Source organism: Christiangramia echinicola DSM 19838 (assembly GCF_000423065.1).
GTDB lineage: Bacteria > Bacteroidota > Bacteroidia > Flavobacteriales > Flavobacteriaceae > Christiangramia > Christiangramia echinicola.
Genome location: NZ_AUHG01000010.1, coordinates 200,062 through 220,618, shown reverse-complemented (window position 1 = coordinate 220,618; position 20,557 = coordinate 200,062). Strand labels below are relative to the sequence as shown.

Below are 20,557 nucleotides of genomic sequence, written 5' to 3'. Positions count from 1 at the left end.
ATTTATGAGCTATCAAAACATTTTAGAAGAGATTGATGATAATATACTAACCATCACCATAAACAGACCAAAAAAACTTAATGCTCTAAATCGTGAAACCATACAGGAACTTCACGAGGCTTTTAAAGAAGCAAAAGCAGATGACGAGGTGAAGGTGGTAATAATTACCGGAAGCGGAGAAAAGGCATTTGTTGCCGGAGCTGATATTAGTGAATTTTCAGATTTCTCTCCCAAAGAAGGAAAGAAACTGGCGGCAGAAGGTCAGGAGAAATTATTCAATTATGTAGCGAACTTTCCTAAACCGGTAATCGCGGCGGTAAACGGATTTGCCCTTGGTGGCGGACTTGAACTTGCCATGGCCGCACATTTTAGAATTGCCAGTGATAATGCGAAAATGGGACTTCCGGAGGTTTCTCTTGGAGTGATCCCGGGATACGGCGGTACCCAGCGTCTACCGCAATTAGTAGGTAAAGGACGTGCCATGGAAATGATCATGACCGCAGGGATGATAGATGCAAACCAGGCTTTGCAATATAATCTTGTTAATCATGTGGTTGCTCTGGATGAATTGCAGGAATTTGCTGAAGGTATTGCTGGTAAGATCATGAAGAATTCTAGTGTGGCTATTGGTGCTGCGATCAAAGCTATAAACGCTAATTATGAAGATGGGATAAATGGTTTTGAGACGGAAATCAATGAATTTGGACGTTCTTTTGGAACTGAAGATTTCAAGGAAGGAACTTCAGCATTTTTGAACAAGAGAAAAGCTGATTTTCCAGGAAAATAGTATATGTCAAATAGAAACCGCATAATTTTCAAATTACTGCCTTAAGTCTTCTCCTAAAATTTTAGAGTGTAGATTTCTTACTTAGAGCAATCTGTATAAATTGCTATACTTACACTATTAAGGGCAATGCTTATGGGTTCTTTACTACCTCTGTTTCTACTTCATTAGTTTCTCCCAGGGTATATTTTTTCACGGTTTCAAGCATGTAAGTGATTGCTTTTCTAGACTTATTGAGACTTCCAGCTGCTCTGAGTTTTCTCATCACCGGAGCACTGTCTAAATCATCAATCATGTCGGGAATAATATCAGATAAACTATCGACTCTAGTTTCGATATTTGCAGCTATTTCGTCCTCTATTTCAGCTGGAACTTCTAATCCAGCCTGGGTTAAACTATCGTAAACAAAAATAGTGTTGTAGATATTAAAAGTATGGTCAGAAAAATCGTCTATACTTTTTACTTTACTTTCTTTTCTAGGAGGCGTTATTCTTTCAGTGTCCTGCGCTAATGAACCAAATGGAATAACGAATAATCCTATACTGAATAAAAATGCTGATGTTTTGAATGTGATAATTTTCATAATATGATTTTTAATTGTTGTCTTTTTTTTTCTCCAACTTTAAAAGGTTTCTGAGTTGATTGTTATTTAGGTCTTTGCTTTCAGGATCTTTCTGTTCTTTTTTCGGGGAAGAATTAAGATTCTTATTTGAATTTTCTGTTCTACTATCCTGGACCTTAAAGGCTATCGGAAGAGAATACATTACCCCTACAATTTCACCTCTTTGTTTTCCCGGAGTCATTCTGGGAATTAGGTTTACTACCCTTGCAGCTTCCTGTTCCAGTTTAGGATGGGGTGCCCGTGCTCTTATATCCTCAATTTCTCCCTTATGATTAATTCTAAACTGAACAATTACTCTATTGATCCCTGTTAGCCCTAATTCATTTGCTAAACCAGTATTGAAGTTTTTGTTAACTAGTTGATTTATTTTTTCAGAAGTGCATTTTTTCCTTTGGCTGTTGTCTGGTAAACCTTCACAAGATGGATAAACAGGTGGCTCTTCAATTACAGCAAAGGGTACGTCTTGAATCTGTGGAGTTGAAGATGTGTTTGAGATATAGACTTCTTGATTAGTATAGTTTTGGGCCGAACTGTTTTCTACATTAGGATGTTTTATTGATGTAGCATAATCATTTTTAGCATATGCCATAGCAATTTTTCGGTTTGCTGGTCTACAGGTCGTTGGAAAATCAAAGAAATATAGGCAGTCGGGGAGACCTTTATTATTAAAAACAAGTGTAACCGAACCATTTTTAGTTCCTCCAAATCCAGAAAAGGTATATGAACCTTTGACCTTTTTCGGTCTTCCGTCTAAATCTTTTGAAAGGATACTTATGTTTTTCAGGCTTCCTTTATGGTATTTGTTAAAATTCCATTGTCTAGAATTTTGATAGACTAAATCTTCCAGTAGTTTCTGGATATCCTGCTCCGGAGCGATCATATTATAGTTGGTTTTCCTTTCCGCAATTAGGTTTTCCATTTTAATAGGCTCAATACCATGAGCGTATCTTCTAAGGTTTTCTTGAAATCTTTGCAAGCCTGGGCTATCGCATGCGTTCATTTGTAATAGCCTTATCATATCTAGTTTTATGGCCTTGGTTTCACTCATTAGTTTTACTGAAGTTCCTAAAGCCTCACTACCACCCATCATTTCGCCCATCCATTGCAATTCAAATTGGCTTATAGCATCTTTTGCTCTGGCCATCTCTGGGGACATATACAGATAGAGCGGAACCTGTCTATAGCTTATACAAGTTTCGCTAATTACCGTTCCATAACCGTTTCTGGTAATTTGCTTTTCAGCACATTCCTGGCCGTAGAGCATTTCCTTATCTGCTGGGAGATAAGCATCACATTGCTCGGCAAAACTTTTCACATAAGAATTTAGAAGGAGCCCAAATAAAATATCGCCTCTCTGCCAGGGAACTTCAGGGAAGTTACCCATATAAATATCCATGATCTCCAATTCGTAAGTGAGACCCTCTGTATTAAATTCAATAGAGATAATCTCATTATTATTTGGATCAGTTTCTTCTGGGTTGCCAGTAATTAAAAACCCTGAAAATATGATTACTAAGAAGACAAGCGATGCTTTCATTTTGAAAAATTTTATTTTTCATTAATGGAAGCAGGAAGTTGAGCGGTTAAAAAGGTTAATGAATTTAGTTTATTATTATCTGAATTGAAGTAAGAATTAATAAGTGTGGCTAATTAATTAGCAGCTGCTAATTAAGATAATTTAAGTGTAGATTTCCTAGAGAAGATTTTGGATTTCGAAGCTTCAATATTTCAGTTTAATATAAAAAATGAGAATCAGACAATTAGCTAATATCTAAGTTCACATACAAATAACTATTGAACCTCTTTACATCAGGAGGAGTATATATTTTCAATATTGCTCAGAGAGATACTTCAATAATCCTTCTTTTTTTCGAATGGAGACATTAACTGAGGTGTCATCATCCATTACGAGATAGCCACCCTTACCTCTATAATATTTTTTTACAAGTGCCAAATTGATCATATGTGAATGATGAACTCTAAAGAAATTTGAGTCTGATAACATTTCCTCAAAAAATTTCAAGTTTTTAGAAGCGGTGATTTTTGTTCCCTTTTTCATGAAAATATGAGTGTAATTTCCATCTGCCTCTAATCGAACTATCTTGTTAAGATCTAAAAACTCCAGGCCCTCCTGAGAGGAAATTGCAATTTTCCTTTTGGAGATATCATTTTTGAGATTATTCAGTAAGACATTCATCTTATTTTTTAAATATTTTCGGGATTCTTTGTTTTTATATTCCCTGAGCGCACGTTTAAAATCCTCTGGATTAATAGGCTTTAATAGGTAATCCAAAGCACTAAATTTAAAAGCTTTGATGGCGTATTGGTCGTATGCGGTAATAAATATTAGTTCGAAGTCCCTTTTCTTTATTTTCGATAAAAAATCGAAACCCGTTTGATTGCCAAGGTGAATGTCAAGAAAAATAAGGTCTGGTTTAAATTCTTTGGTTTTATAAACAGCTTCCTCTACCGACTGTGCAGTTATAATAAAGTCAAATTCGAAACTGCACTGTGAGATAAGGTCGAGCATATTGTATATGCAGTGTTTTTCGTCATCAACTATTAGAGTAGTATCCATTTTTAGAATGCTTTTTCATAAGGTAATTCTGCTGTAACAGATACCCCTTCCGCAAGGTCAGATATTTTAAATTCACCATTGATTTCTTCAAGTTGATTTAAAAGTTTTATCCTTTCTTTAGTTATGTTAATACCTCGACTTTCTCGAGATTTAGTTTCTTTTTCCGTGGGCTTAAATCTTCCCACTCCGTTATCTTCTATGCAATAAATTAGCTTTCCGTTTTCTTTTTTAATGTAAATCTTTATCAGGCCATCTTTGGCCATTGGAACCAAACCATGCCAAATGCTGTTTTCTACTATCGGTTGCATTATTCCTGGGGGTACTAAGGTGTTATTTGCCTCAATCGAAGGTTCTATCTCTATGATATAATTGAATTTATTTTCCATTCTGACCGATTCTAAATCTAGGTATAGCCTCAACAGATCGAGATCATCCTCTAGAAGTATCTTACCTTTTTCCGAATTAATCAGAGTTTTGCGCATGATTAGCGCAAATCGATTTATAAAATCAGAAGCAAGTTGCTTTTCATTTTTACAAACGAATTGATTTATAGAGTTTAAAGCGTTGAAAATAAAGTGAGGATTCAATTTAGCACTTAAAATCTTCAATTCAGCTGAAGCTAATTCCATCCTTAAAGATTCGACTTTGTGGCTCAAGCCTTCGATGAGCTTTTTCCTGTGGAAAAGCTTTATCAGAGTTCCAGATATTACAGCTGAACTAATTAAAATACAAGTATAATGGAATGTGCTAGGTAAATAGCTTTTGGCAAAAACTCTTTTTGACTTTCTGTCCTTTCTGCCATTAGAATTTACCTTATCATTCCAAAATTTATACTGAGCGTCTCGCTCCCTACATTTGATAGTCTCAGTCATCATTATTGGATCGCAACAATTCTCTAAAATTGCCTATGAAATATAGTTACAAATAGTCTGATAAACAAACTGTTAGGTGTAAAAAAATTCCTTCTTTCGGTCTCAGGGTTAATAAAAGTCTTACATGATTAAAATTGGAAAAATTCCTTTAAATTGGATAAAATCCATATTTTTGCTTTATGTCTTCAGATGAATTTATAAAGGGAAGAGGAGCGCAACTGAATGTTTCTAATAGGTTTCATGAACACAGTCATGAAACCAGGGATGATTTTCTTAATTTTTGCGCTTCAGAAGGGGAGGAGCCAGAAAATAACCGGACCAGCATCATAGATACTTTTCCCAAAACGATTGTAAATAAAGTTACCAGTCCGGATGTGGGTATGGATTTTTCGCTTAATCCTTACCAGGGTTGTGAGCATGGTTGTATTTATTGTTATGCCCGAAATTCTCATGAATATTGGGGGTACAGTGCAGGTCTGGATTTCGAAAAGAAGATCCTCGTTAAAAAGAATGCGGTAGCGCTTCTGGAAAGAAAATTAAAAAGTAAGAATTGGAAAGCAAAGCCAATAGTGCTTTCCGGAAATACAGATTGTTATCAGCCAATTGAAAAAAAACTGAAGATCACCAGAAATCTGCTTAAAACCTTTCTGAAATACAGGCATCCTGTAGGGATGATCACTAAAAATGCACTTATTCAAAGGGATCTGGATCTTTTAAAGGAACTTGCTCAGGATAACCTGGTGAGTGTTGCGATCTCTATTACCTCCCTGCAGGAAGAAACGCGAAGGATTCTGGAACCAAGAACGGCCTCTATAAAAAAGAGATTGGAGACGGTTGAAAAACTTTCTTCTGTCAATGTTCCGGTTACGGTAATGATGGCACCTATAATTCCATCAATTAATAGTCACGAGATCTTACCACTTGTAAAGGAAATTGCAGATCGTGGTGCCCTGGGCGTTGGTTATACGATTGTACGTCTTAATGGAGCCATAGGGGAGATCTTTAGCGACTGGATAAGAAAAACAATGCCAGACCGGGCAGATAAAGTACTGAATCAAATAGAAAATATTCATGGCGGGAGTTTGAACGATAGCCGGTTTGGTACGAGAATGAAAGGAGAAGGAGAATTTGCAGACCAGGTGAAGCAGCAATTCGCGATCGCCAGAAAACTGTATTTAAAGGATAGAGAAAAACCCAAGCTTAATTGCAAACTACATGAAGATTTTAAGGATGGGCAGATGAAGCTTTTTTAATATTGTTATTCTATTTACCTGAAATTTTTAATAATTTCAAAACATTTTAAATATTCTCATATACCTGTGCCTTGCTGAACTAGTTTCAGCATCTCAGGTACAAGGGAAAACCAAAAGTTATTTATTATTAGACCCTGAAACGAGTTCAGGGTGACGTAATAGATGATGATCTAGAAACAACTCATAAACAAAAAGATATGCCAGAGTTACCGGAAGTTGCCTACCAGAAATTGTATGTTGATTCTACAAGTTTAAACCAGAAGATAATTCGCCTTGATCTTGGAGCAGACAAGATTTTTCAGTCTCCTAAAAAAGAATTTGAGGAAACTCTACTGGGAAATGAATTTGTAGGCACTCACCAAATAGGTAAATACCTTCTTCTGAAATTGAAGAAAAATGGATTCCTGGTGGTACATTTTGGAATGACCGGCAAATTAGATTACTTCAAACATGATGAGATAGAGAAGCATGCTCAGTTAACTGCAACTTTTGATAATGGTGGCAAGCTTTCATTTATCTGTCCAAGAAAATTCGGGAAGTTATTCTTAACCGAAAGTGTTGATTCATTTAGGAAACAGCAGAATCTGGGACCTCATGCAACAGAGATAGATAAAAAGGAGTTTCGGGAATTATTTGAATCTAAAAAAGGGAATGTAAAAACGGCACTAATGGATCAGTCTTTTATTGCCGGATTGGGAAATTTGTATGTAGATGAAATTTTATTCCAAACCGGTATCCATCCTAAGTCTAAAATTCAGGATCTTGGGAAGGATGATATTTTAAACATGTTCCAAAGCATGGTTGAGATATTGGACACCGTTACTAAAAGTAAAACCGAAGGTGTAGCCATTCCAGACTCCTATTTACGTAAACACAGAACAGTTGGTGAAGACTGTCCCAATGGAAATGGAAAAATAGAAATGATCAAGGTTGGAGGCAGAAGCACTTATTTTTGTCCGGAGTGTCAGCAGATAAGATAGATATTACAGTAATATCAACTAATGGTTCTCTTAACTGCCAAATCCCGTAACTCAAAATCCTAATGTTTTATTAGAACTACGGGCCTTCCGAACTTGATTCGGTAGTTTTGCAAGAGAACATTATAACTATAAATTCTGCCAAATTACAAATGACTTATACTGGTACATTTGAAAATGGCAGGATAAGGAACATATAATCAAATGGGAAAAGAATATCCATTAACCTAAGAGAAAACTGTGAAGAAGAAACCAGGAAATACCGCATTGCCATCTACTGAAGCCGAGTTAAATAAACTGGCAGCATTAGAAACAGGCGATTATATATATTCAGTCGAAGATTATTTTAAAACTCCGGAGGCTTATTCATTTCAGCTATCTCCAGATGGTAAGTTCATAGCATATTTAAAGCGAAGACAATCTGGCGAGCGTGATCTATATTTAAAAGAAACTGCCACCCAGAAGGAGAGTCTGCTCAAAAAGCAGGAGGAGGATTTGATACGTGGATTCTACTGGAAAAGTAACGATCGTATTCTATATCTTCAAGATAAAGGAGGTGATGAAAATTTTCATGTGTATGGTGTTGATGTTAACGGTGAAAACGATAGTGATCTAACTCCTTTTGATGGGGTAAGAGTAAATATCATTGCCACTTTAAAAGAAGACGAGGAGCATGTTATTGTGCAAATGAATAAGGATAACCCCAGGCAGGAGGAACCGTACCGGCTTAATATAAAAACAGGAGAAATAACCAAGCTATATACTGTTAAAGAAGGTGATGACCCGGTTGCAGCCTATAACTTTGATCGCAAGGGAAATCTGCGTGCAATTACACGTGTTGTAGATGGTGTGAAGACCGAACTTTTATATAAGGTTGATGGAGATTTCAGGAGAGTAAAACTTACTGAATTTGGTGATTCCTTTGGTATTTCATCGTTCAATCCAAATTCTGGCATTCCTGATGACGCCTATGTCGTATCTAACCTGGAAGGTGATAAAACTGAAATTCAGCTTTATGATCTGAAGGAAAACAAGAAGATAAAAACTATTTTTAGTAATGAAACCTTCGATGTATCGGGGATGTCACTTTCCAGAAAACGGAATTATGAAATTGACTATTTTAAGTATACCGGGGAAAAGTCGGTAATTGTACCGGTAAGCGATACTTATAAAAAAATACATTCTCGTTTAGAGAAGGAGTTTGGAGAAAAACAATTTTTCACTGTTGGTAAAACTGATGAGGAAACTCATTATATGGTTCTTGTTACCAGTGATAAGATCTTTGGAGAGTATTATTTATACGATGTCCAGAAAAATGAAGTCAAGTTATTATATAAAATTCTTCCTCAATTAAAAGCTGAGCATATGGCTTCTATGAAGCCTATTAGTTTTGAGAGTCGTGATGGGTTAACTATTCATGGTTATATTACGCTACCTAATAGCTATAAAAGTGGTCAGAAATTACCGCTTATTGTTAATCCTCACGGAGGTCCTCAGGGAATTCGTGATAACTGGGGCTTTAATCCCGAAGCCCAATTATTCGCAAGTCGTGGATACGCCACTTTACATGTTAACTTCAGAGTTTCCGGAGGCTATGGGAAAGAGTTCCTGAAAGCCGGGTTTGGTGAAATTGGTCGTAAGGCTATGGATGATGTTGAAGACGGAATCGATTTTGTCATAGACCAGGGCTGGGTAGATAAGGACAGGGTCGCTATTTATGGTGCAAGCCATGGAGGATATGCCGTACTTCGGGGTATGACCAAAACTCCGGAGAAATATGCCTGTGGGGTAGATTATGTAGGGGTTAGTAATTTGAACACCTTTATGGAAACGATTCCTCCTTACTGGGAAAAGTATAGGGAATTTCTTTATAAAATATGGTATAATCCCGGTATTGCTGATGAAAAGAAGATCATGGACGAGATCTCTCCTGCCTTACATGTTGATAAAATAAAAAAGCCATTATTTGTAGTCCAGGGAGCAAATGATCCTCGTGTGAATATTGATGAAGCAGACCAGATGGTTAAAAGTTTAAGGAACCGCGGAGTTGAGGTCCCATATATGGTAAAATATGACGAAGGCCACGGCTTTGGTAAAGAGGAGAACCGACTGGATCTCTATAAAGCGATGATGGGATTCTTTGCTGAACATCTTAAAAATGAAAAACCTGAATTGATAAAAGGATAATTTTTTAAATCCTGGTATATTAAAAAGGCTGATGCTTATTGCATTGGCCTTTTATTTTTTTCCATTCCATTCAGAATAAAACTGGTCCAGGTAATGCACCATAAATGCATGCCTGTCTGCAGCAATTCGCCTTCCGGTTTGCGTATTCATCCTGTCCTTAAGAAGTAATAATTTTTCGTAGAAGTGATTTATAGTGGGCGCGTTTGAGGCCTTATATTCTTCCTTGGTCATATTGAGGTTTGGTTCGATCTCAGGATCGTATAATGCTCTTCCTTTAAATCCGCCGTAATTGAAACACCTGGCAATACCTATGGCTCCAATAGCATCAAGTCTATCTGCATCCTGCACTATATCAAGTTCAAGTGAAGTAAACTTCTGATCTGTATTTCCGCCTTTAAAAGATATATTCTGAATGATCTTCACTACATGATCAATGGTCTCTTCCGAAACATTTTGAGTTTTCAGGAATTCCGAAGCAACTTTAGGTCCAACTGTTTCGTCTCCATCATGAAATTTAGAATCGGCGATATCATGTAATAAAGCACCTAATTCTACAATCTCAAGATCTGCTTCTTCCCCTTTGGCTATGAGCCTGGAGTTATTTAAAACTCTTTCAATATGAAACCAGTCATGACCACCTTCGGCTCCTTCAAGCGTTTCTTTTACGAATTTGATCGTATTATCTATCAATGAATTATGGGGCATAAATACGTGTATTACTTAATATCGGCAATAATGGTTCTTTCGATTAGTGCAGCAAGAGCTTCCGGCTCCATAGACCCAATTTCTATAGGTTTATGAGTTTTTAATCTCACATTTACTCCCAGATCTATCGGGAAATTACCGTGTTTAAAAAGTTTCCAGGAATTATTGATGGTTATGGGAACAACTAAAGCATCAGGCAGCTTTTTAAATAACATCATCATTCCATTCTTTCTGAATTCTTTTGGAGCTCCGGTACGGCTTCGGGTACCTTCCGGAAATATTACGGCAGACCTTTTAGTCTCTTTTAGATAATCTCCAAACTGACTCATTTTCAGCAGCGATTCCCTGCGATTCTTTCGGTCTATCAAAACAGAACCACCATGTCTTAAGTTATAGGAAATGCTGGGAATCCCATGTCCTAATTCTTTTTTACTAACAAATTTTGGATGATGTTTTCTAAAATACCATATGATTGGCGGGATATCGTACATCCCCTGGTGATTGGCTACAAAAATGCAGGTTCTGTTTACCGGGATGTCATATTCATTTTTTACAGTGAAAGTGGTGCCGAGTATATTAAGGGAACGTAAAAGAAACCAGTTAAAAATATCAACACTTTTTTTGTGAGCCTGATACCCGCTTAACTTCAGGCAAATCCACTGAATTGGATGGAAAACCAGCATACTAAGAAAAAAGAAAAAATAGAATATGACCGATAAGGGGTAGGAGAAAATTTTTTTCATCTTAATTTAAAAGTACAAAAATAACCATTTCAATCTATGGGTATAAAAAAACCACGCTATATGCGTGGCTTCTCTAAAATATAAGAATTGCTCTTAGCAAAATTCGTTATAAGCTCCAATTAGGTTTTCCGCGATCATATCTGCAGGGCGTCCTTCAATGTGGTGACGCTCTAGCATATGAACCAACTCACCGTCTTTGAACAATGCCATAGATGGAGAAGAAGGAGGGAAAGGTACCATCATATCTCTGGCCTTATCTGTCGCTTCTTTATCTACACCTGCAAAAACAGTAACTAGGTTATCTGGTTTTTTAGCATTCTGTAAAGACATTCTTGCTCCCGGACGTGCATTAGCTGCAGCACAACCACAAACTGAATTCACCACTACTAAAGTAGTTCCTTTAAGTTCCATTGCCTTTTCTACATCTTCTACAGTGTGTAATTCCTGAAAACCAATACTAGTAAGATCTTCTCTCATTGGTTTTACTAAATCTGCTGGATACATATATTTATTCTTTTTTGTATTAAACTTAAGTGAGCCACAAAGATACCAAATTAAGTTCAGCTTGCATATCTCAAATTACTATGTGCTAATAGGTTCAATTTATGACAGAAGCAAAGAACAGATAGCTCTCTATTGCTAATTAAATATTGAAAATGTTATCTTAGCGGCTAAAGAAAATTGCCCAATGATCAAATGGCTTGCCGCAGTTCTGGGATATATCTACTTCAGGTTTCCCGGCGCTATTCTTGGATTTATAATAGGTTCCTTACTGGATAATTACATTCGGTCTTCCGGAGGTATTTTCAATTCAATGATGGGCGAGAAGAATCAAACGGTTTCACCGGGCGATTTTGAATTGAATTTGCTATCGCTTAGTTCCATAGTCATAAAAGCTGACGGAAATGTTTCACAACAGGAACTGGATTATGTAAGATCATATTTTATCCAGGCCTATGGGAAAGAGCGTGCGAATGCTACTTTCAGGACCTTTAATGAAGTGGTTAAGAACAGGCAGGTTTCAGCCTCTAATATTGCCAGGTATCTTGCTGCCAGAACAAAATACCCCACCAGGTTACAGATCATTCATTTTCTATTCGGAATAGCAAAAGCAGACGGTCTTGTTAGCGAAGCTGAAGCTGAAGTAATTCGTGAAATTGCAGGCTACCTGCAAATAGGAGCGAGAGATTTTGAGAGTATCAAAGCGATGTTTTTCAAGAATACAGATTCTGCGTACACCATTCTCGAAATAGATAAAACTGCTAGCGACGCTGAGGTGAAGAAGGCTTATAGAAAGATGGCCAAGAAATATCATCCCGATAAATTGGGGCATATGGACGAAGCTTATAGAAAAGGTGCCCAGGAAAAGTTCACAAAGGTTCAGGAAGCTTACGAGCAGATCCAGAAAGAAAGAGGCTTGTAGAAATAAGCCCCCCGATAATTCACCGGGAGGCCTTCATTAAGACTAGTTATGAAAAAAACCCTTAGATCATACAATGATCTTAGACTAGCCTTTTATCAAGGTTTTCATTTGATCTGTGGTTAGATATTCATGACTTTTTATCTTAACTCTGAATTCCTTATCCAGTACCATTACCACCGGGAAAGACATAGATTTATTCTCTCTGCCGGCTAGTAATAATGGGATCTCATGAATTCCGTTGCGTTTTGTTCTGGCCTGATTATTTATAAAGGTCCTACCTTCAAAATTGATATTTTCAGTGCTTTCGGCATCCATTTTTACGGCGTAATACTCCTTATTTATGGTAGAAATAACTTCTCGATCTTTAAATGCATTTCTTTCCATTTTCTTACAGTACACACACCAGTCTGTGTAAAAATATATCACGACAGGTTTTACATCTGTCTTTAAAGCATCATCCAATTCTTCAAATCCTATCCAATTAATTTCTCTGTCCTGAGCCAGGAGAGAATTAGAAAAAACCACTAATATTAATAAGAGTATTTTTTTCATCGTTTCAGATTTTAATCGTGTAGGTTCCCAAATTTGATTCCGAAGAAAAAAGTACGGGGTCTTGAAGGTCCATAGATGTAATCTGAATCCCGTGTAGGGCCGGAGTCAAAATCATCCTGATATGCATTGAACACATTCTGGACACCCGTACTTAGATTGATATGAAAATTCTCTGTTATATCTACATGCTGGCTTATTTTTAAGTTTATATCCCAGAAATCTGGCGACTCCCTTAATTCTAAATATCCATTGGCATTAATAACTTTAGGGATCGTCATCGTTCCTGTATAGGTACCGGTAAGATCTGCTGAAAAACCTTCAAAAGGAGAGGTATTCACATTGATATAGCCATAAAAATCTGGATTTCTTATAAATTCTGAGATAATAATATTTTGCTCGGCTTCATTTTCCGGAACTGCTTCATATAGGATCTGGTCTTCTTTATAAATAGACCTTTGATAAGTTCCGCCAAGCTGGAAGGCTAGAGCTGAAGATGGTGAAACACCAATTTCAAAATTAGTCCCGGTAACATAGGCGCCACTTCCGTTTCTAACTTCTTTTAGAATTGAACCATTTGGCAGACTTGCTCCTGTACTAACTGTAGAAAATGGGTCTTTTAATTCGGTATAAAAACCTTCCAGAAGAAAATCATACTGAAGTTTATTTATGCTTTTTGAATAATTGAAAGATGCGGTATAAGCGTTAGAATATTCGGTTTCCAGGTCGTTGGATAGAATAACGAATTGTGGTTCTCCACCTACTGAAGATATATGCAGGTCTTCATTAAAAGCCTGTGGGGCTCTGAATCCCCGGGCGTATCCTCCTCTAAATTGAAGCTCCTCAGTGATATCATAAAGAAGAGTGATCCTGGGACTTAATACCGTCTGCTCAATATTTGATTCCCGGTTTATATTCTCAACGGCATAATTTCCGGAAATATCAATATGATCCAGTCTTGCCCCCAGGAGTGCCGTGAAATTTTCTATTGGCTTCCATTCATATTGAGCAAAAGCGGCATAAGAATCAACTTTTTGATTTATAAACCTTTGATAGCCGGCAATATCATCTTCGGTATTACTATGATTATATTCAATACCTGTGGTTAGAACATCATTGTTCTTGAAATTCCTGGTGAACTGAAAGCCTCCTAAAAGCGCCATATCATTGGTGTTTCCGTAGGCATTTGAAGCAGAAGTGCTATCCTGCGCAGTTCTGCCGCCGCCTAATCCGCCATAATAACTTTTTCTGTCTGTATGCTGTCCGGATACATATACCGAATAATTATTTGTCATCTCCTTATTGGATAGATCATAGGTGAGGCCACCAATAAAGGTGTTATGATCTAATTGTTCAGTGATATCGGTTAAATGAGGTGCCAGGTCAAGGCGATCACCACCCCTGCGATATTCTTTAAGTGCGGTAAGGTCTAACGTAAGTTTACTAGTCTCATTCGGCTTTAAAAATGCCTTGGCACCAAGGGTGTTATTGGTTAATTCGGTGATCTCGGTAAAACCATCGCCGTTCGCGTCATAGGCAGACCTGTCCCGGTTCATTCCGTAGATGGTAACCCCGCTGTTAAGATCTTCGGTAACAACAGAGCCGGCAAAATTTAAGGTGCGGTCTGGAATTTCTCCGTCAATTAGAGAAATGTTACTGGCGATATTCCATGTATTTAATACCGGTTCTTTAGTGATGATATTTACCGTACCGGCAATAGCATTTGAGCCAAATAATGCTGAACCACCGCTACGAACAATTTCCACACGGTCCAGAATAGAGGTAGGAATTTGTTCCAGGCCGTAAACACTATTTAAGGCACTAAAAACAGATCTACTATTAATCAAAACCTGGGTGTAACTACCATCAAGACCATTTAATCTTACCTGGGTAAAACCGCAATTCTGGCAATTTGTCTCGACCCGAACACCGGGTTGAAAATTTAAAGTTTCGGCTACAGAGGCAGATTGGGTGGCATTGAATAATTTGGAATTAAGTACATTAACTATTACGGGCGCTTTTTTCAGGTTAATGCGGTTTCTGGTGGCGCTTATAACCACCTGATCCAGTCCTAGTGCATCTTCCTCCATTTTTATTGAAAGTACATTATCTGAATAATCTGTCGTATTTACTGAAACCCGTTGGGTTTTAAATCCGATCGCCTGGATAATGAGATCGGCTTTTTCATCTTCTAAAAGAATACTAAATCTTCCTTTGAGATCTGCGCTAGTACCCTGGTCTGTGCCCTGGATGGAAATATTCGCGAATGGGATAGCTCTCTCTCCATCTGTTACTACACCTTCAATTTCAACATTTTGCGCTCCAGCGGTAGAAAACAATAGGGTGAATACAATCTTCGCTAAATTCTTCATCAACTTATTTTTATGCAAAACTATAAAAATAATTTAGGCTTATCTAAATAATTGATTTATTAAATTTAAAAATGTATTTTTGGCGGAAATAAAAATTAATTCATGTTCAGCTTATCTGAAGAAAATTATTTAAAAGCCATTTTTCATTTGGAAACTGCCTATAAAGGAGGGGTAAGTACAAATGCCCTTGCAGAAGAAATGCAGACCAAAGCCTCATCTGTAACAGATATGGTTAAACGACTTTCTGATAAAGATCTGGTGAATTATAAAAAATATCAAGGAGTAAAGCTTAGTGATGCAGGGAAGGATGCTGCAATTGAAGTGATTAGAAAGCATCGTCTCTGGGAAGTTTTTCTGGTGGATAAATTAAATTTTAATTGGGATGAGGTTCATGAAGTGGCCGAACAATTAGAACATATTAAGTCTGAAAAGCTCACCAACGAACTGGACAAATTTCTTGAATACCCTAAAAGGGATCCGCATGGCGATCCTATCCCAGATGCACAGGGAAATTTTGCTGTTGCCAACCGCGCACTTTTATCTGACCTAAAAAAGGGAGAAACCGGTATTTGCGTTGGAGTAAAAGATTCTTCAGCAGAATTTCTGCAGTACCTGGATAAGAATAAGATTTCCCTGGGGAAAGAGATCAAAGTTCTGGAAAAAGAAGATTTTGACCAGTCCATGATCATTAAAATGGATAGAAATGAATTAATGATATCAAATTTGATATCTGCAAACCTTTTTATTAAAACAACATAGATGGATTTTATATTAGACTACTTTGAATCTTTAGATCCTGTTTTAGCTGCACTTATTGCAACTCTTTTCACCTGGGGTCTTACCGCCTTAGGAGCCTCACTGGTTTTTCTTTTTAGAGGAATGAACAGGGCCTTTTTTGATGGAATGCTTGGGTTTACTGGAGGAGTAATGGTTGCGGCCAGCTTCTGGAGTCTACTGGCACCAGGAATAGAAATGAGTCCTGGAGAAGGATTTGTAAAAGTGATTCCTGCTCTGGTAGGATTTGGACTGGGAGCACTCTTTATTTTCGGCCTAGATAAAGTTCTGCCGCATTTACACGTGAATTTTAAAATGAGTGAATCTGAAGGGATAAAAACTCCCTGGCATAAATCTGTATTATTAACTCTTGCCATAACGCTTCATAACATTCCTGAAGGTCTTGCCGTAGGAGTACTTTTTGGTGGAGTCGCCGCAGGTTTTGAAGGTGCCAGTATAGGTGGTGCTGTAGCCCTGGCTATAGGGATTGGACTTCAGAATTTTCCTGAAGGATTTGCTGTAGCAATGCCATTAAGAAGACAGGGACTTAGCCGTTGGAAAAGTTTTAATTACGGCCAGATGTCTGCAATCGTAGAACCAGTTGCTGCTATTTTAGGCGCATGGGCTGTACTTACTTTTCAACCTATTCTTCCATATGCGTTATGTTTTGCAGCAGGAGCAATGATTTTTGTAGTGGTAGAAGAGGTAGTGCCAGAAGCTCAGCAGGGTAATTTCACCGATATCTCGACTATGGGATTCATAGGTGGGTTTATGGTTATGATGACCCTGGATGTTGGACTAGGATAATTTTCTGCAACAGATTCTTTACATTGTCGTCTTTATAATAAAGACTAAAAATGAAGATCTCTTTAATCATTCTTGCTTTATTCCATTCTGTATTGTTTGCAGATCAGGATCCTGTTCCTCCAAAATATAATATTCAACAGAAGATACTATGTGCTGGTGATACAATGGACCTTGGAAATAAAGCAATCAAATTCAATAAGATCGTTTCAGATTCAAGATGCCCTAATGGTGTAACTTGCATTTGGGCTGGGGAAGTAAAGGTCTTAATTGAATTTTATGAAGATGGAGAATTCAAAGGGGATAAGGTTATTACCGGTTCTAATATTTCTTTAGGGCAGAACGAAGTTGTAAGCGGTACTGATATTTCTATTGCGGAATTCTTTAATGTGAAAGGATTGAAAATTAAAGGTGTGGTTGTTTCACCATACCCACAGGCTAATGAAAAAATCACTGCAGATGAGTATAGTGTTAATCTGGAGATTTCTGAAAGAGTTGAGACGGATTAATCGTCACAACCACAACCAGAAACTCCGCATGCTGTATCCTTCTTTTTGCCACTTAAGAAAGCAGGTTTCCATACAAATTTTGTGATCAAGTAACCAGTTGAAATTAAGAAGGTTATTAGCACCAGTATTTCCTGTAATAGTTCCATAATCATTCAGTCGATTTAGATATAATTCCTTACTATTTCAATAATTGAAAGGCTATAAGCGCAACTACGTATGCAAAGGCGCTCATAATAACTAATTGCAATACTGGCCATTTCCAGGTATTTGTTTCTCGTTTTACGATCGCCAAAGTACTCATACATTGCATAGCAAAAGCATAGAAAAGTAAGAGACTAACTCCGCTGGCAAAAGTGAATAATGGTCCGCCAAGCACGGGATTGGTTTCAGCCGCCATTCTATTCTTTATCGTTTCTTCCTCATCACTTCCTACACTATATATGGTAGCCAGGGTCCCTACGAAAACTTCACGGGCTGCAAATGAACTTATAATGGCAATTCCTATTTTCCAGTCATAACCAAGAGGTGCAACAGCGGGTTCAATTCCTCTTCCCATGATACCTATATAGGAGTTCTTTAATTTGAATGAAGCGATCTCTTCATCTAACTCTGCCTGCGGAATTGCATTTTCTGTATTGTATTTAGAAGTTACAATTTCTTCAGCATTTTGAAAATTATCGCCAGGCCCATAACTCGCCAGTACCCATAAAATCACTGATATCGCGAGAATGATCTTACCTGCTCCAAATACAAAGGATTTTGTCTTTTCTACTACATTGATCGCCACATTCTTGATCATAGGCAATTTGTAGTTAGGCATTTCTATAACGAAGTAACTTTTAGTCTTTGTCTTCATTATTTTATTAAGTGCCCATGCCGAAAATATAGCCATTCCAAACCCTAATAGATATAGGATCATAAGGGTAATACCTTGCAAATTAAGTCCTAAAAATGTACGGTCTGGAATTACCAGTGCGATAATGATCAAGTAAACCGGTAGTCTTGCTGAACAGGTAGTAAATGGAACCACCAGAATGGTGATTAATCTTTCCTTCCAGTGTTCAATATTTCTTGTAGCCATAACTGCCGGAATTGCGCAGGCTGTACCAGAAACTAGTGGAACAACACTTTTACCGCTAAGACCAAAACGTCGCATGATGCGGTCCATTAAGAATACAACACGGCTCATATAACCTGATTCCTCCAGTATCGAAATGAACAGGAAAAGAAATGCGATCTGGGGAATAAAAATTACGATTCCTCCAAGTCCCGGAACGATACCTTCAGCAATTAAATTGGTAAAGGCTCCACCAGGGAAGGTGTTCTTTGTCCATTCGCTTAGAGATGCGAATGCCGCATCTATCATATCCATCGGGTAACTGGACCAGCTATAAATGGCCTGGAATATTAATAATAAGATTCCGAAGAAAATAAAATAACCCCAGACTTTGTGGGTTAAGATGCTGTCAAGTCTGGATCTAAGATCGGTTGCGGCGTTTTTATCAATTACCATGGTTTCTTTAAGGACCCCATTTATAAATTGATACCTTAGGATCGTCTCCTTTTGCTGCATTCGCTTAAGATCACTAATAGATTTTGTGCTAAAATCTGAAGTCTTCTTTAATTCTCCCCGGTTAATATTCCCGAAATTCACATCCTGTGTAATTACCAGCCATAACTTGTATAGAGACTGGTTTGGAAATGCCTTGCGTAGATTTCCGAAATATTCCGGATCTATTACTGAAGCATTCACACAAGGATCTACTGGAATATGTTTGTGATTTAAGATGAGCTCCTTCAAATAATCTATACCCATTCTTTTACGGGCACTAACCAAGGCAATTTTAGTTTTAAGACGTTCTTCGAGAAGTTCGACGTCCAGGCTAATCCCTTTTCTATCCATCCTGTCTGCCATGTTGATAACAAGAATGGTAGGAATTCCAAGATCTTTTATTTGCGTGAAAAGGAGAAGGTTTCTCTTTAGATTTTCAACGTCACTTACTACAACGGCAACATCTGGAAAATCCTTGTCATTTTTATTTAACAGAAGTTCAATTACAACATTCTCATCAAATGAGGAAGCGTTAAGGCTGTAAGTGCCGGGAAGATCCAGGATGTGGACTTTTAATCCACGCGGAAGTTTACAGATACCTTCCTTTTTTTCAACCGTAATACCGGGATAATTTCCAACCTTCTGGTTAAGGCCTGTTAATTGATTAAAAACAGAGGTCTTGCCGGTGTTGGGATTTCCAATTAAAGCAACATTAATTTGCTTACCCATATTAGCCTATTAATTCAATTTCTATTAGTAAAGCGGTTTCTCTTCTTATCGCCAGATGACTTCCGTTTATATTTAGATACATCGGATCGTGGAATGGTGCAGTTTGAACAAGCTCTACTTCGTTTCCTGGAAGGCAACCCATTTCAAGAAGCTTTAGAGGTACCATATCTGCCGAGAATTCCTTGATAATTCCCCGCTGACCCCTCTTTAAATTAGCTACAGTCACCTTCACTTTTTATTTAGATTGATTTTAAACAAGGCAAAAGTAATGGAATTTAGACCAATACAAAAGTTAAAGGGGAAATTATTAGTGCTGCTCGCCTTTAAGCACTTTCAGGTCGTGCATAAGGCTCTCTATAGCTTTGGGATCTGTACCGTCATAAAAACCTCTTATTTGTCTGTTTTTATCAACTAAAATGAAGTTTTCGGTATGGATCATATCGTAAGGGCCACCATCACCGGTAGATTTTGTGGCTAGGTAAGACTTTCGGGCAAGTTCATAGATCTCCTTTTTATCCCCGGTAACCAGATTCCACTTTTCGTCTATCACTCCTTTTTCTAATGCATACTCTTTTAAAACCGGAACGCTATCTGCCACCGGAAAAACGGTATGTGAAAGCAGCAGTACTTCATCATCATTTTTGATCTTCTCCTGGATCTTGATCATATGATCTGTCATGATAGGGCAGATCGTGAGGCAGGTGGTAAAGAAAAAGTCGGCGATATAGATCTTGTCTTTATAATCTTCCTCGGTAATGGTATCCCCGTTTTGATTCACGAGGTCGAAGTCGGCGATTTTATGATATTTCCGAACATATTGTACGGTAGAATCAACCAGTTCGGCATTTACCATATCTGGTTGGTAAACGGGTAGTTTTTCATTGGGCACCTTCAGTGTATAAATTATATAAATTATAATTACTGAAAGGATAAAGAAAACTATGGCAAAGGTTTTGTATCGTGCAAAAAACTTGAGCATAAGTTTAAATTTCTGCAAAGTTATAGCCTGTGGTTTAAATAGTCGAATTCTTGTTGTGAATTTTTCATATTTGAACAAATCACTTGAAACATAAACTTTTGTAGGAGCTTTTAAAAACTTACTTTTGTGCGATTTTAAATTTGAA

21 protein-coding genes are annotated in these 20,557 nt (G+C 37.5%); 8 read left to right on the top strand and 13 right to left on the bottom strand.

The genetic code is table 11. The annotated features are described in order from the left end of the window. Window positions 1–4 precede the first annotated feature (4 nt). Entirely contained in the window at window positions 5–787 is a 783-nt protein-coding gene (locus G530_RS0101390; RefSeq protein WP_026932821.1) for an enoyl-CoA hydratase/isomerase family protein, read from the top strand. 130 nt (window positions 788–917) lie between these two features. Here the strand turns inward: G530_RS0101390 and G530_RS0101385 are convergent, their stop codons facing one another. The 4 genes from G530_RS0101385 to G530_RS0101370 form a co-directional block, all read right to left on the bottom strand. Next, a complete protein-coding gene (locus G530_RS0101385; RefSeq protein WP_026932820.1) occupies window positions 918–1,367 on the bottom strand; it encodes a hypothetical protein in 450 nt (149 codons plus the stop codon). 10 nt (window positions 1,368–1,377) lie between these two features. Beyond that, window positions 1,378–2,943 (bottom strand): energy transducer TonB, encoded by a 1,566-nt coding sequence (locus G530_RS17770; RefSeq protein WP_051199641.1) that lies wholly within the window; start codon window positions 2,941–2,943, stop codon window positions 1,378–1,380. A gap of 291 nt (window positions 2,944–3,234) precedes the next feature. Further along, window positions 3,235–3,984, bottom strand: coding sequence for a LytR/AlgR family response regulator transcription factor (locus G530_RS0101375; RefSeq protein ID WP_026932819.1), 750 nt, complete (start codon window positions 3,982–3,984; stop codon window positions 3,235–3,237). 2 nt (window positions 3,985–3,986) lie between these two features. Next, window positions 3,987–4,859: a sensor histidine kinase gene (locus tag G530_RS0101370; protein ID WP_084519362.1), complete on the bottom strand. Its 873-nt coding sequence runs from the start codon at window positions 4,857–4,859 to the stop codon at window positions 3,987–3,989. Window positions 4,860–5,035: 176 nt separating this feature from the next. Between G530_RS0101370 and G530_RS0101365 the strand changes: the two genes are divergently transcribed. The 3 genes from G530_RS0101365 to G530_RS16435 all read left to right on the top strand — a co-directional run bounded on the left by G530_RS0101365 (window position 5,036) and on the right by G530_RS16435 (window position 9,273). Beyond that, window positions 5,036–6,109, top strand: coding sequence for a PA0069 family radical SAM protein (locus G530_RS0101365; RefSeq protein ID WP_026932817.1), 1,074 nt, complete (start codon window positions 5,036–5,038; stop codon window positions 6,107–6,109). A gap of 197 nt (window positions 6,110–6,306) precedes the next feature. Continuing rightward, on the top strand, window positions 6,307–7,089 hold the full coding sequence (locus G530_RS0101360) for a DNA-formamidopyrimidine glycosylase family protein (protein ID WP_026932816.1): 783 nt from the start codon (window positions 6,307–6,309) through the stop codon (window positions 7,087–7,089). 237 nt (window positions 7,090–7,326) lie between these two features. Next, on the top strand, window positions 7,327–9,273 hold the full coding sequence (locus G530_RS16435; protein ID WP_240472119.1) for an alpha/beta hydrolase family protein: 1,947 nt from the start codon (window positions 7,327–7,329) through the stop codon (window positions 9,271–9,273). A gap of 51 nt (window positions 9,274–9,324) precedes the next feature. Here G530_RS16435 and G530_RS0101350 read toward each other — a convergent pair whose 3' ends face one another. From G530_RS0101350 to G530_RS0101340, 3 genes are all read right to left on the bottom strand, one after another. Then, window positions 9,325–9,978 carry an HD domain-containing protein gene (locus G530_RS0101350; RefSeq protein ID WP_026932815.1) on the bottom strand — a complete coding sequence of 218 codons (654 nt, stop codon included), beginning with the start codon at window positions 9,976–9,978 and terminating at the stop codon, window positions 9,325–9,327. Window positions 9,979–9,989: 11 nt separating this feature from the next. After that, window positions 9,990–10,721: a lysophospholipid acyltransferase family protein gene (locus tag G530_RS0101345; RefSeq protein ID WP_026932814.1), complete on the bottom strand. Its 732-nt coding sequence runs from the start codon at window positions 10,719–10,721 to the stop codon at window positions 9,990–9,992. A gap of 93 nt (window positions 10,722–10,814) precedes the next feature. Beyond that, the gene (locus tag G530_RS0101340) at window positions 10,815–11,225 is read right to left on the bottom strand and encodes a BrxA/BrxB family bacilliredoxin (protein ID WP_026932813.1); all 411 of its coding nucleotides are present in this window, start codon (window positions 11,223–11,225) and stop codon (window positions 10,815–10,817) included. Window positions 11,226–11,409: 184 nt separating this feature from the next. Here G530_RS0101340 and G530_RS0101335 point away from each other — a divergent pair, with 184 nt between their 5' ends. Beyond that, window positions 11,410–12,144, top strand: coding sequence for a TerB family tellurite resistance protein (locus tag G530_RS0101335; protein ID WP_026932812.1), 735 nt, complete (start codon window positions 11,410–11,412; stop codon window positions 12,142–12,144). Between the two features lie 84 nt (window positions 12,145–12,228). Here the strand turns inward: G530_RS0101335 and G530_RS0101330 are convergent, their stop codons facing one another. Both G530_RS0101330 and G530_RS0101325 read right to left on the bottom strand, forming a co-directional pair. Further along, window positions 12,229–12,696, bottom strand: a complete 468-nt coding sequence (locus G530_RS0101330; protein WP_026932811.1) for a thioredoxin family protein — start codon at window positions 12,694–12,696, stop codon at window positions 12,229–12,231. An 11-nt stretch (window positions 12,697–12,707) separates the two neighbouring features. After that, complete coding sequence (locus G530_RS0101325; RefSeq protein WP_026932810.1) at window positions 12,708–15,065, bottom strand: TonB-dependent receptor; 2,358 nt, start codon at window positions 15,063–15,065, stop codon at window positions 12,708–12,710. A 102-nt stretch (window positions 15,066–15,167) separates the two neighbouring features. On the opposite strand from G530_RS0101325, the gene G530_RS0101320 reads away from it, so the two are divergent. Genes G530_RS0101320 through G530_RS16430 form a run of 3 tightly spaced genes read left to right on the top strand, consistent with a single transcriptional unit; the run spans window position 15,168 to window position 17,152 of the window. Then, window positions 15,168–15,824, top strand: coding sequence for a metal-dependent transcriptional regulator (locus G530_RS0101320; protein ID WP_026932809.1), 657 nt, complete (start codon window positions 15,168–15,170; stop codon window positions 15,822–15,824). After that, window positions 15,825–16,646 (top strand): ZIP family metal transporter, encoded by an 822-nt coding sequence (locus tag G530_RS0101315; protein ID WP_026932808.1) that lies wholly within the window; start codon window positions 15,825–15,827, stop codon window positions 16,644–16,646. It abuts the gene before it with no gap. 50 nt (window positions 16,647–16,696) lie between these two features. After that, on the top strand, window positions 16,697–17,152 hold the full coding sequence (locus G530_RS16430) for a hypothetical protein (RefSeq protein ID WP_051199639.1): 456 nt from the start codon (window positions 16,697–16,699) through the stop codon (window positions 17,150–17,152). On the opposite strand, the gene G530_RS17675 is transcribed toward G530_RS16430, so the two are convergent. From G530_RS17675 to G530_RS0101290, 4 genes are all read right to left on the bottom strand, one after another. Continuing rightward, on the bottom strand, window positions 17,149–17,298 hold the full coding sequence (locus G530_RS17675) for a hypothetical protein (RefSeq protein WP_169514026.1): 150 nt from the start codon (window positions 17,296–17,298) through the stop codon (window positions 17,149–17,151). The genes G530_RS16430 and G530_RS17675 overlap by 4 nt on opposite strands. Window positions 17,299–17,330: 32 nt before the next feature. After that, complete coding sequence (feoB, locus tag G530_RS0101300; RefSeq protein ID WP_026932807.1) at window positions 17,331–19,433, bottom strand: ferrous iron transport protein B; 2,103 nt, start codon at window positions 19,431–19,433, stop codon at window positions 17,331–17,333. Window position 19,434: 1 nt separating this feature from the next. Further along, a complete protein-coding gene (locus tag G530_RS0101295) occupies window positions 19,435–19,665 on the bottom strand; it encodes a FeoA family protein (protein ID WP_026932806.1) in 231 nt (76 codons plus the stop codon). A gap of 75 nt (window positions 19,666–19,740) precedes the next feature. Beyond that, window positions 19,741–20,412 carry an SCO family protein gene (locus G530_RS0101290; RefSeq protein ID WP_026932805.1) on the bottom strand — a complete coding sequence of 224 codons (672 nt, stop codon included), beginning with the start codon at window positions 20,410–20,412 and terminating at the stop codon, window positions 19,741–19,743. Window positions 20,413–20,557: the final 145 nt, after the last annotated feature.

Bases quoted from the DNA above. Each gene is read 5' to 3' on its own strand.
- G530_RS0101390 (WP_026932821.1), top strand. From the start codon at position 5: ATGAGCTATCAAAACATTTTAGAAGAGATTGATGATAATATACTAACC.
- G530_RS0101385 (WP_026932820.1), bottom strand. From the start codon at position 1,367: ATGAAAATTATCACATTCAAAACATCAGCATTTTTATTCAGTATAGGA.
- G530_RS17770 (WP_051199641.1), bottom strand. From the start codon at position 2,943: ATGAAAGCATCGCTTGTCTTCTTAGTAATCATATTTTCAGGGTTTTTA.
- G530_RS0101375 (WP_026932819.1), bottom strand. From the start codon at position 3,984: ATGGATACTACTCTAATAGTTGATGACGAAAAACACTGCATATACAAT.
- G530_RS0101370 (WP_084519362.1), bottom strand. From the start codon at position 4,859: ATGATGACTGAGACTATCAAATGTAGGGAGCGAGACGCTCAGTATAAA.
- G530_RS0101365 (WP_026932817.1), top strand. From the start codon at position 5,036: ATGTCTTCAGATGAATTTATAAAGGGAAGAGGAGCGCAACTGAATGTT.
- G530_RS0101360 (WP_026932816.1), top strand. From the start codon at position 6,307: ATGCCAGAGTTACCGGAAGTTGCCTACCAGAAATTGTATGTTGATTCT.
- G530_RS0101350 (WP_026932815.1), bottom strand. From the start codon at position 9,978: ATGCCCCATAATTCATTGATAGATAATACGATCAAATTCGTAAAAGAA.
- G530_RS0101345 (WP_026932814.1), bottom strand. From the start codon at position 10,721: ATGAAAAAAATTTTCTCCTACCCCTTATCGGTCATATTCTATTTTTTC.
- G530_RS0101340 (WP_026932813.1), bottom strand. From the start codon at position 11,225: ATGTATCCAGCAGATTTAGTAAAACCAATGAGAGAAGATCTTACTAGT.
- G530_RS0101335 (WP_026932812.1), top strand. From the start codon at position 11,410: ATGATCAAATGGCTTGCCGCAGTTCTGGGATATATCTACTTCAGGTTT.
- G530_RS0101330 (WP_026932811.1), bottom strand. From the start codon at position 12,696: ATGAAAAAAATACTCTTATTAATATTAGTGGTTTTTTCTAATTCTCTC.
- G530_RS0101325 (WP_026932810.1), bottom strand. From the start codon at position 15,065: ATGAAGAATTTAGCGAAGATTGTATTCACCCTATTGTTTTCTACCGCT.
- G530_RS0101320 (WP_026932809.1), top strand. From the start codon at position 15,168: ATGTTCAGCTTATCTGAAGAAAATTATTTAAAAGCCATTTTTCATTTG.
- G530_RS0101315 (WP_026932808.1), top strand. From the start codon at position 15,825: ATGGATTTTATATTAGACTACTTTGAATCTTTAGATCCTGTTTTAGCT.
- G530_RS16430 (WP_051199639.1), top strand. From the start codon at position 16,697: ATGAAGATCTCTTTAATCATTCTTGCTTTATTCCATTCTGTATTGTTT.
- G530_RS17675 (WP_169514026.1), bottom strand. From the start codon at position 17,298: ATGGAACTATTACAGGAAATACTGGTGCTAATAACCTTCTTAATTTCA.
- feoB (WP_026932807.1), bottom strand. From the start codon at position 19,433: ATGGGTAAGCAAATTAATGTTGCTTTAATTGGAAATCCCAACACCGGC.
- G530_RS0101290 (WP_026932805.1), bottom strand. From the start codon at position 20,412: ATGCTCAAGTTTTTTGCACGATACAAAACCTTTGCCATAGTTTTCTTT.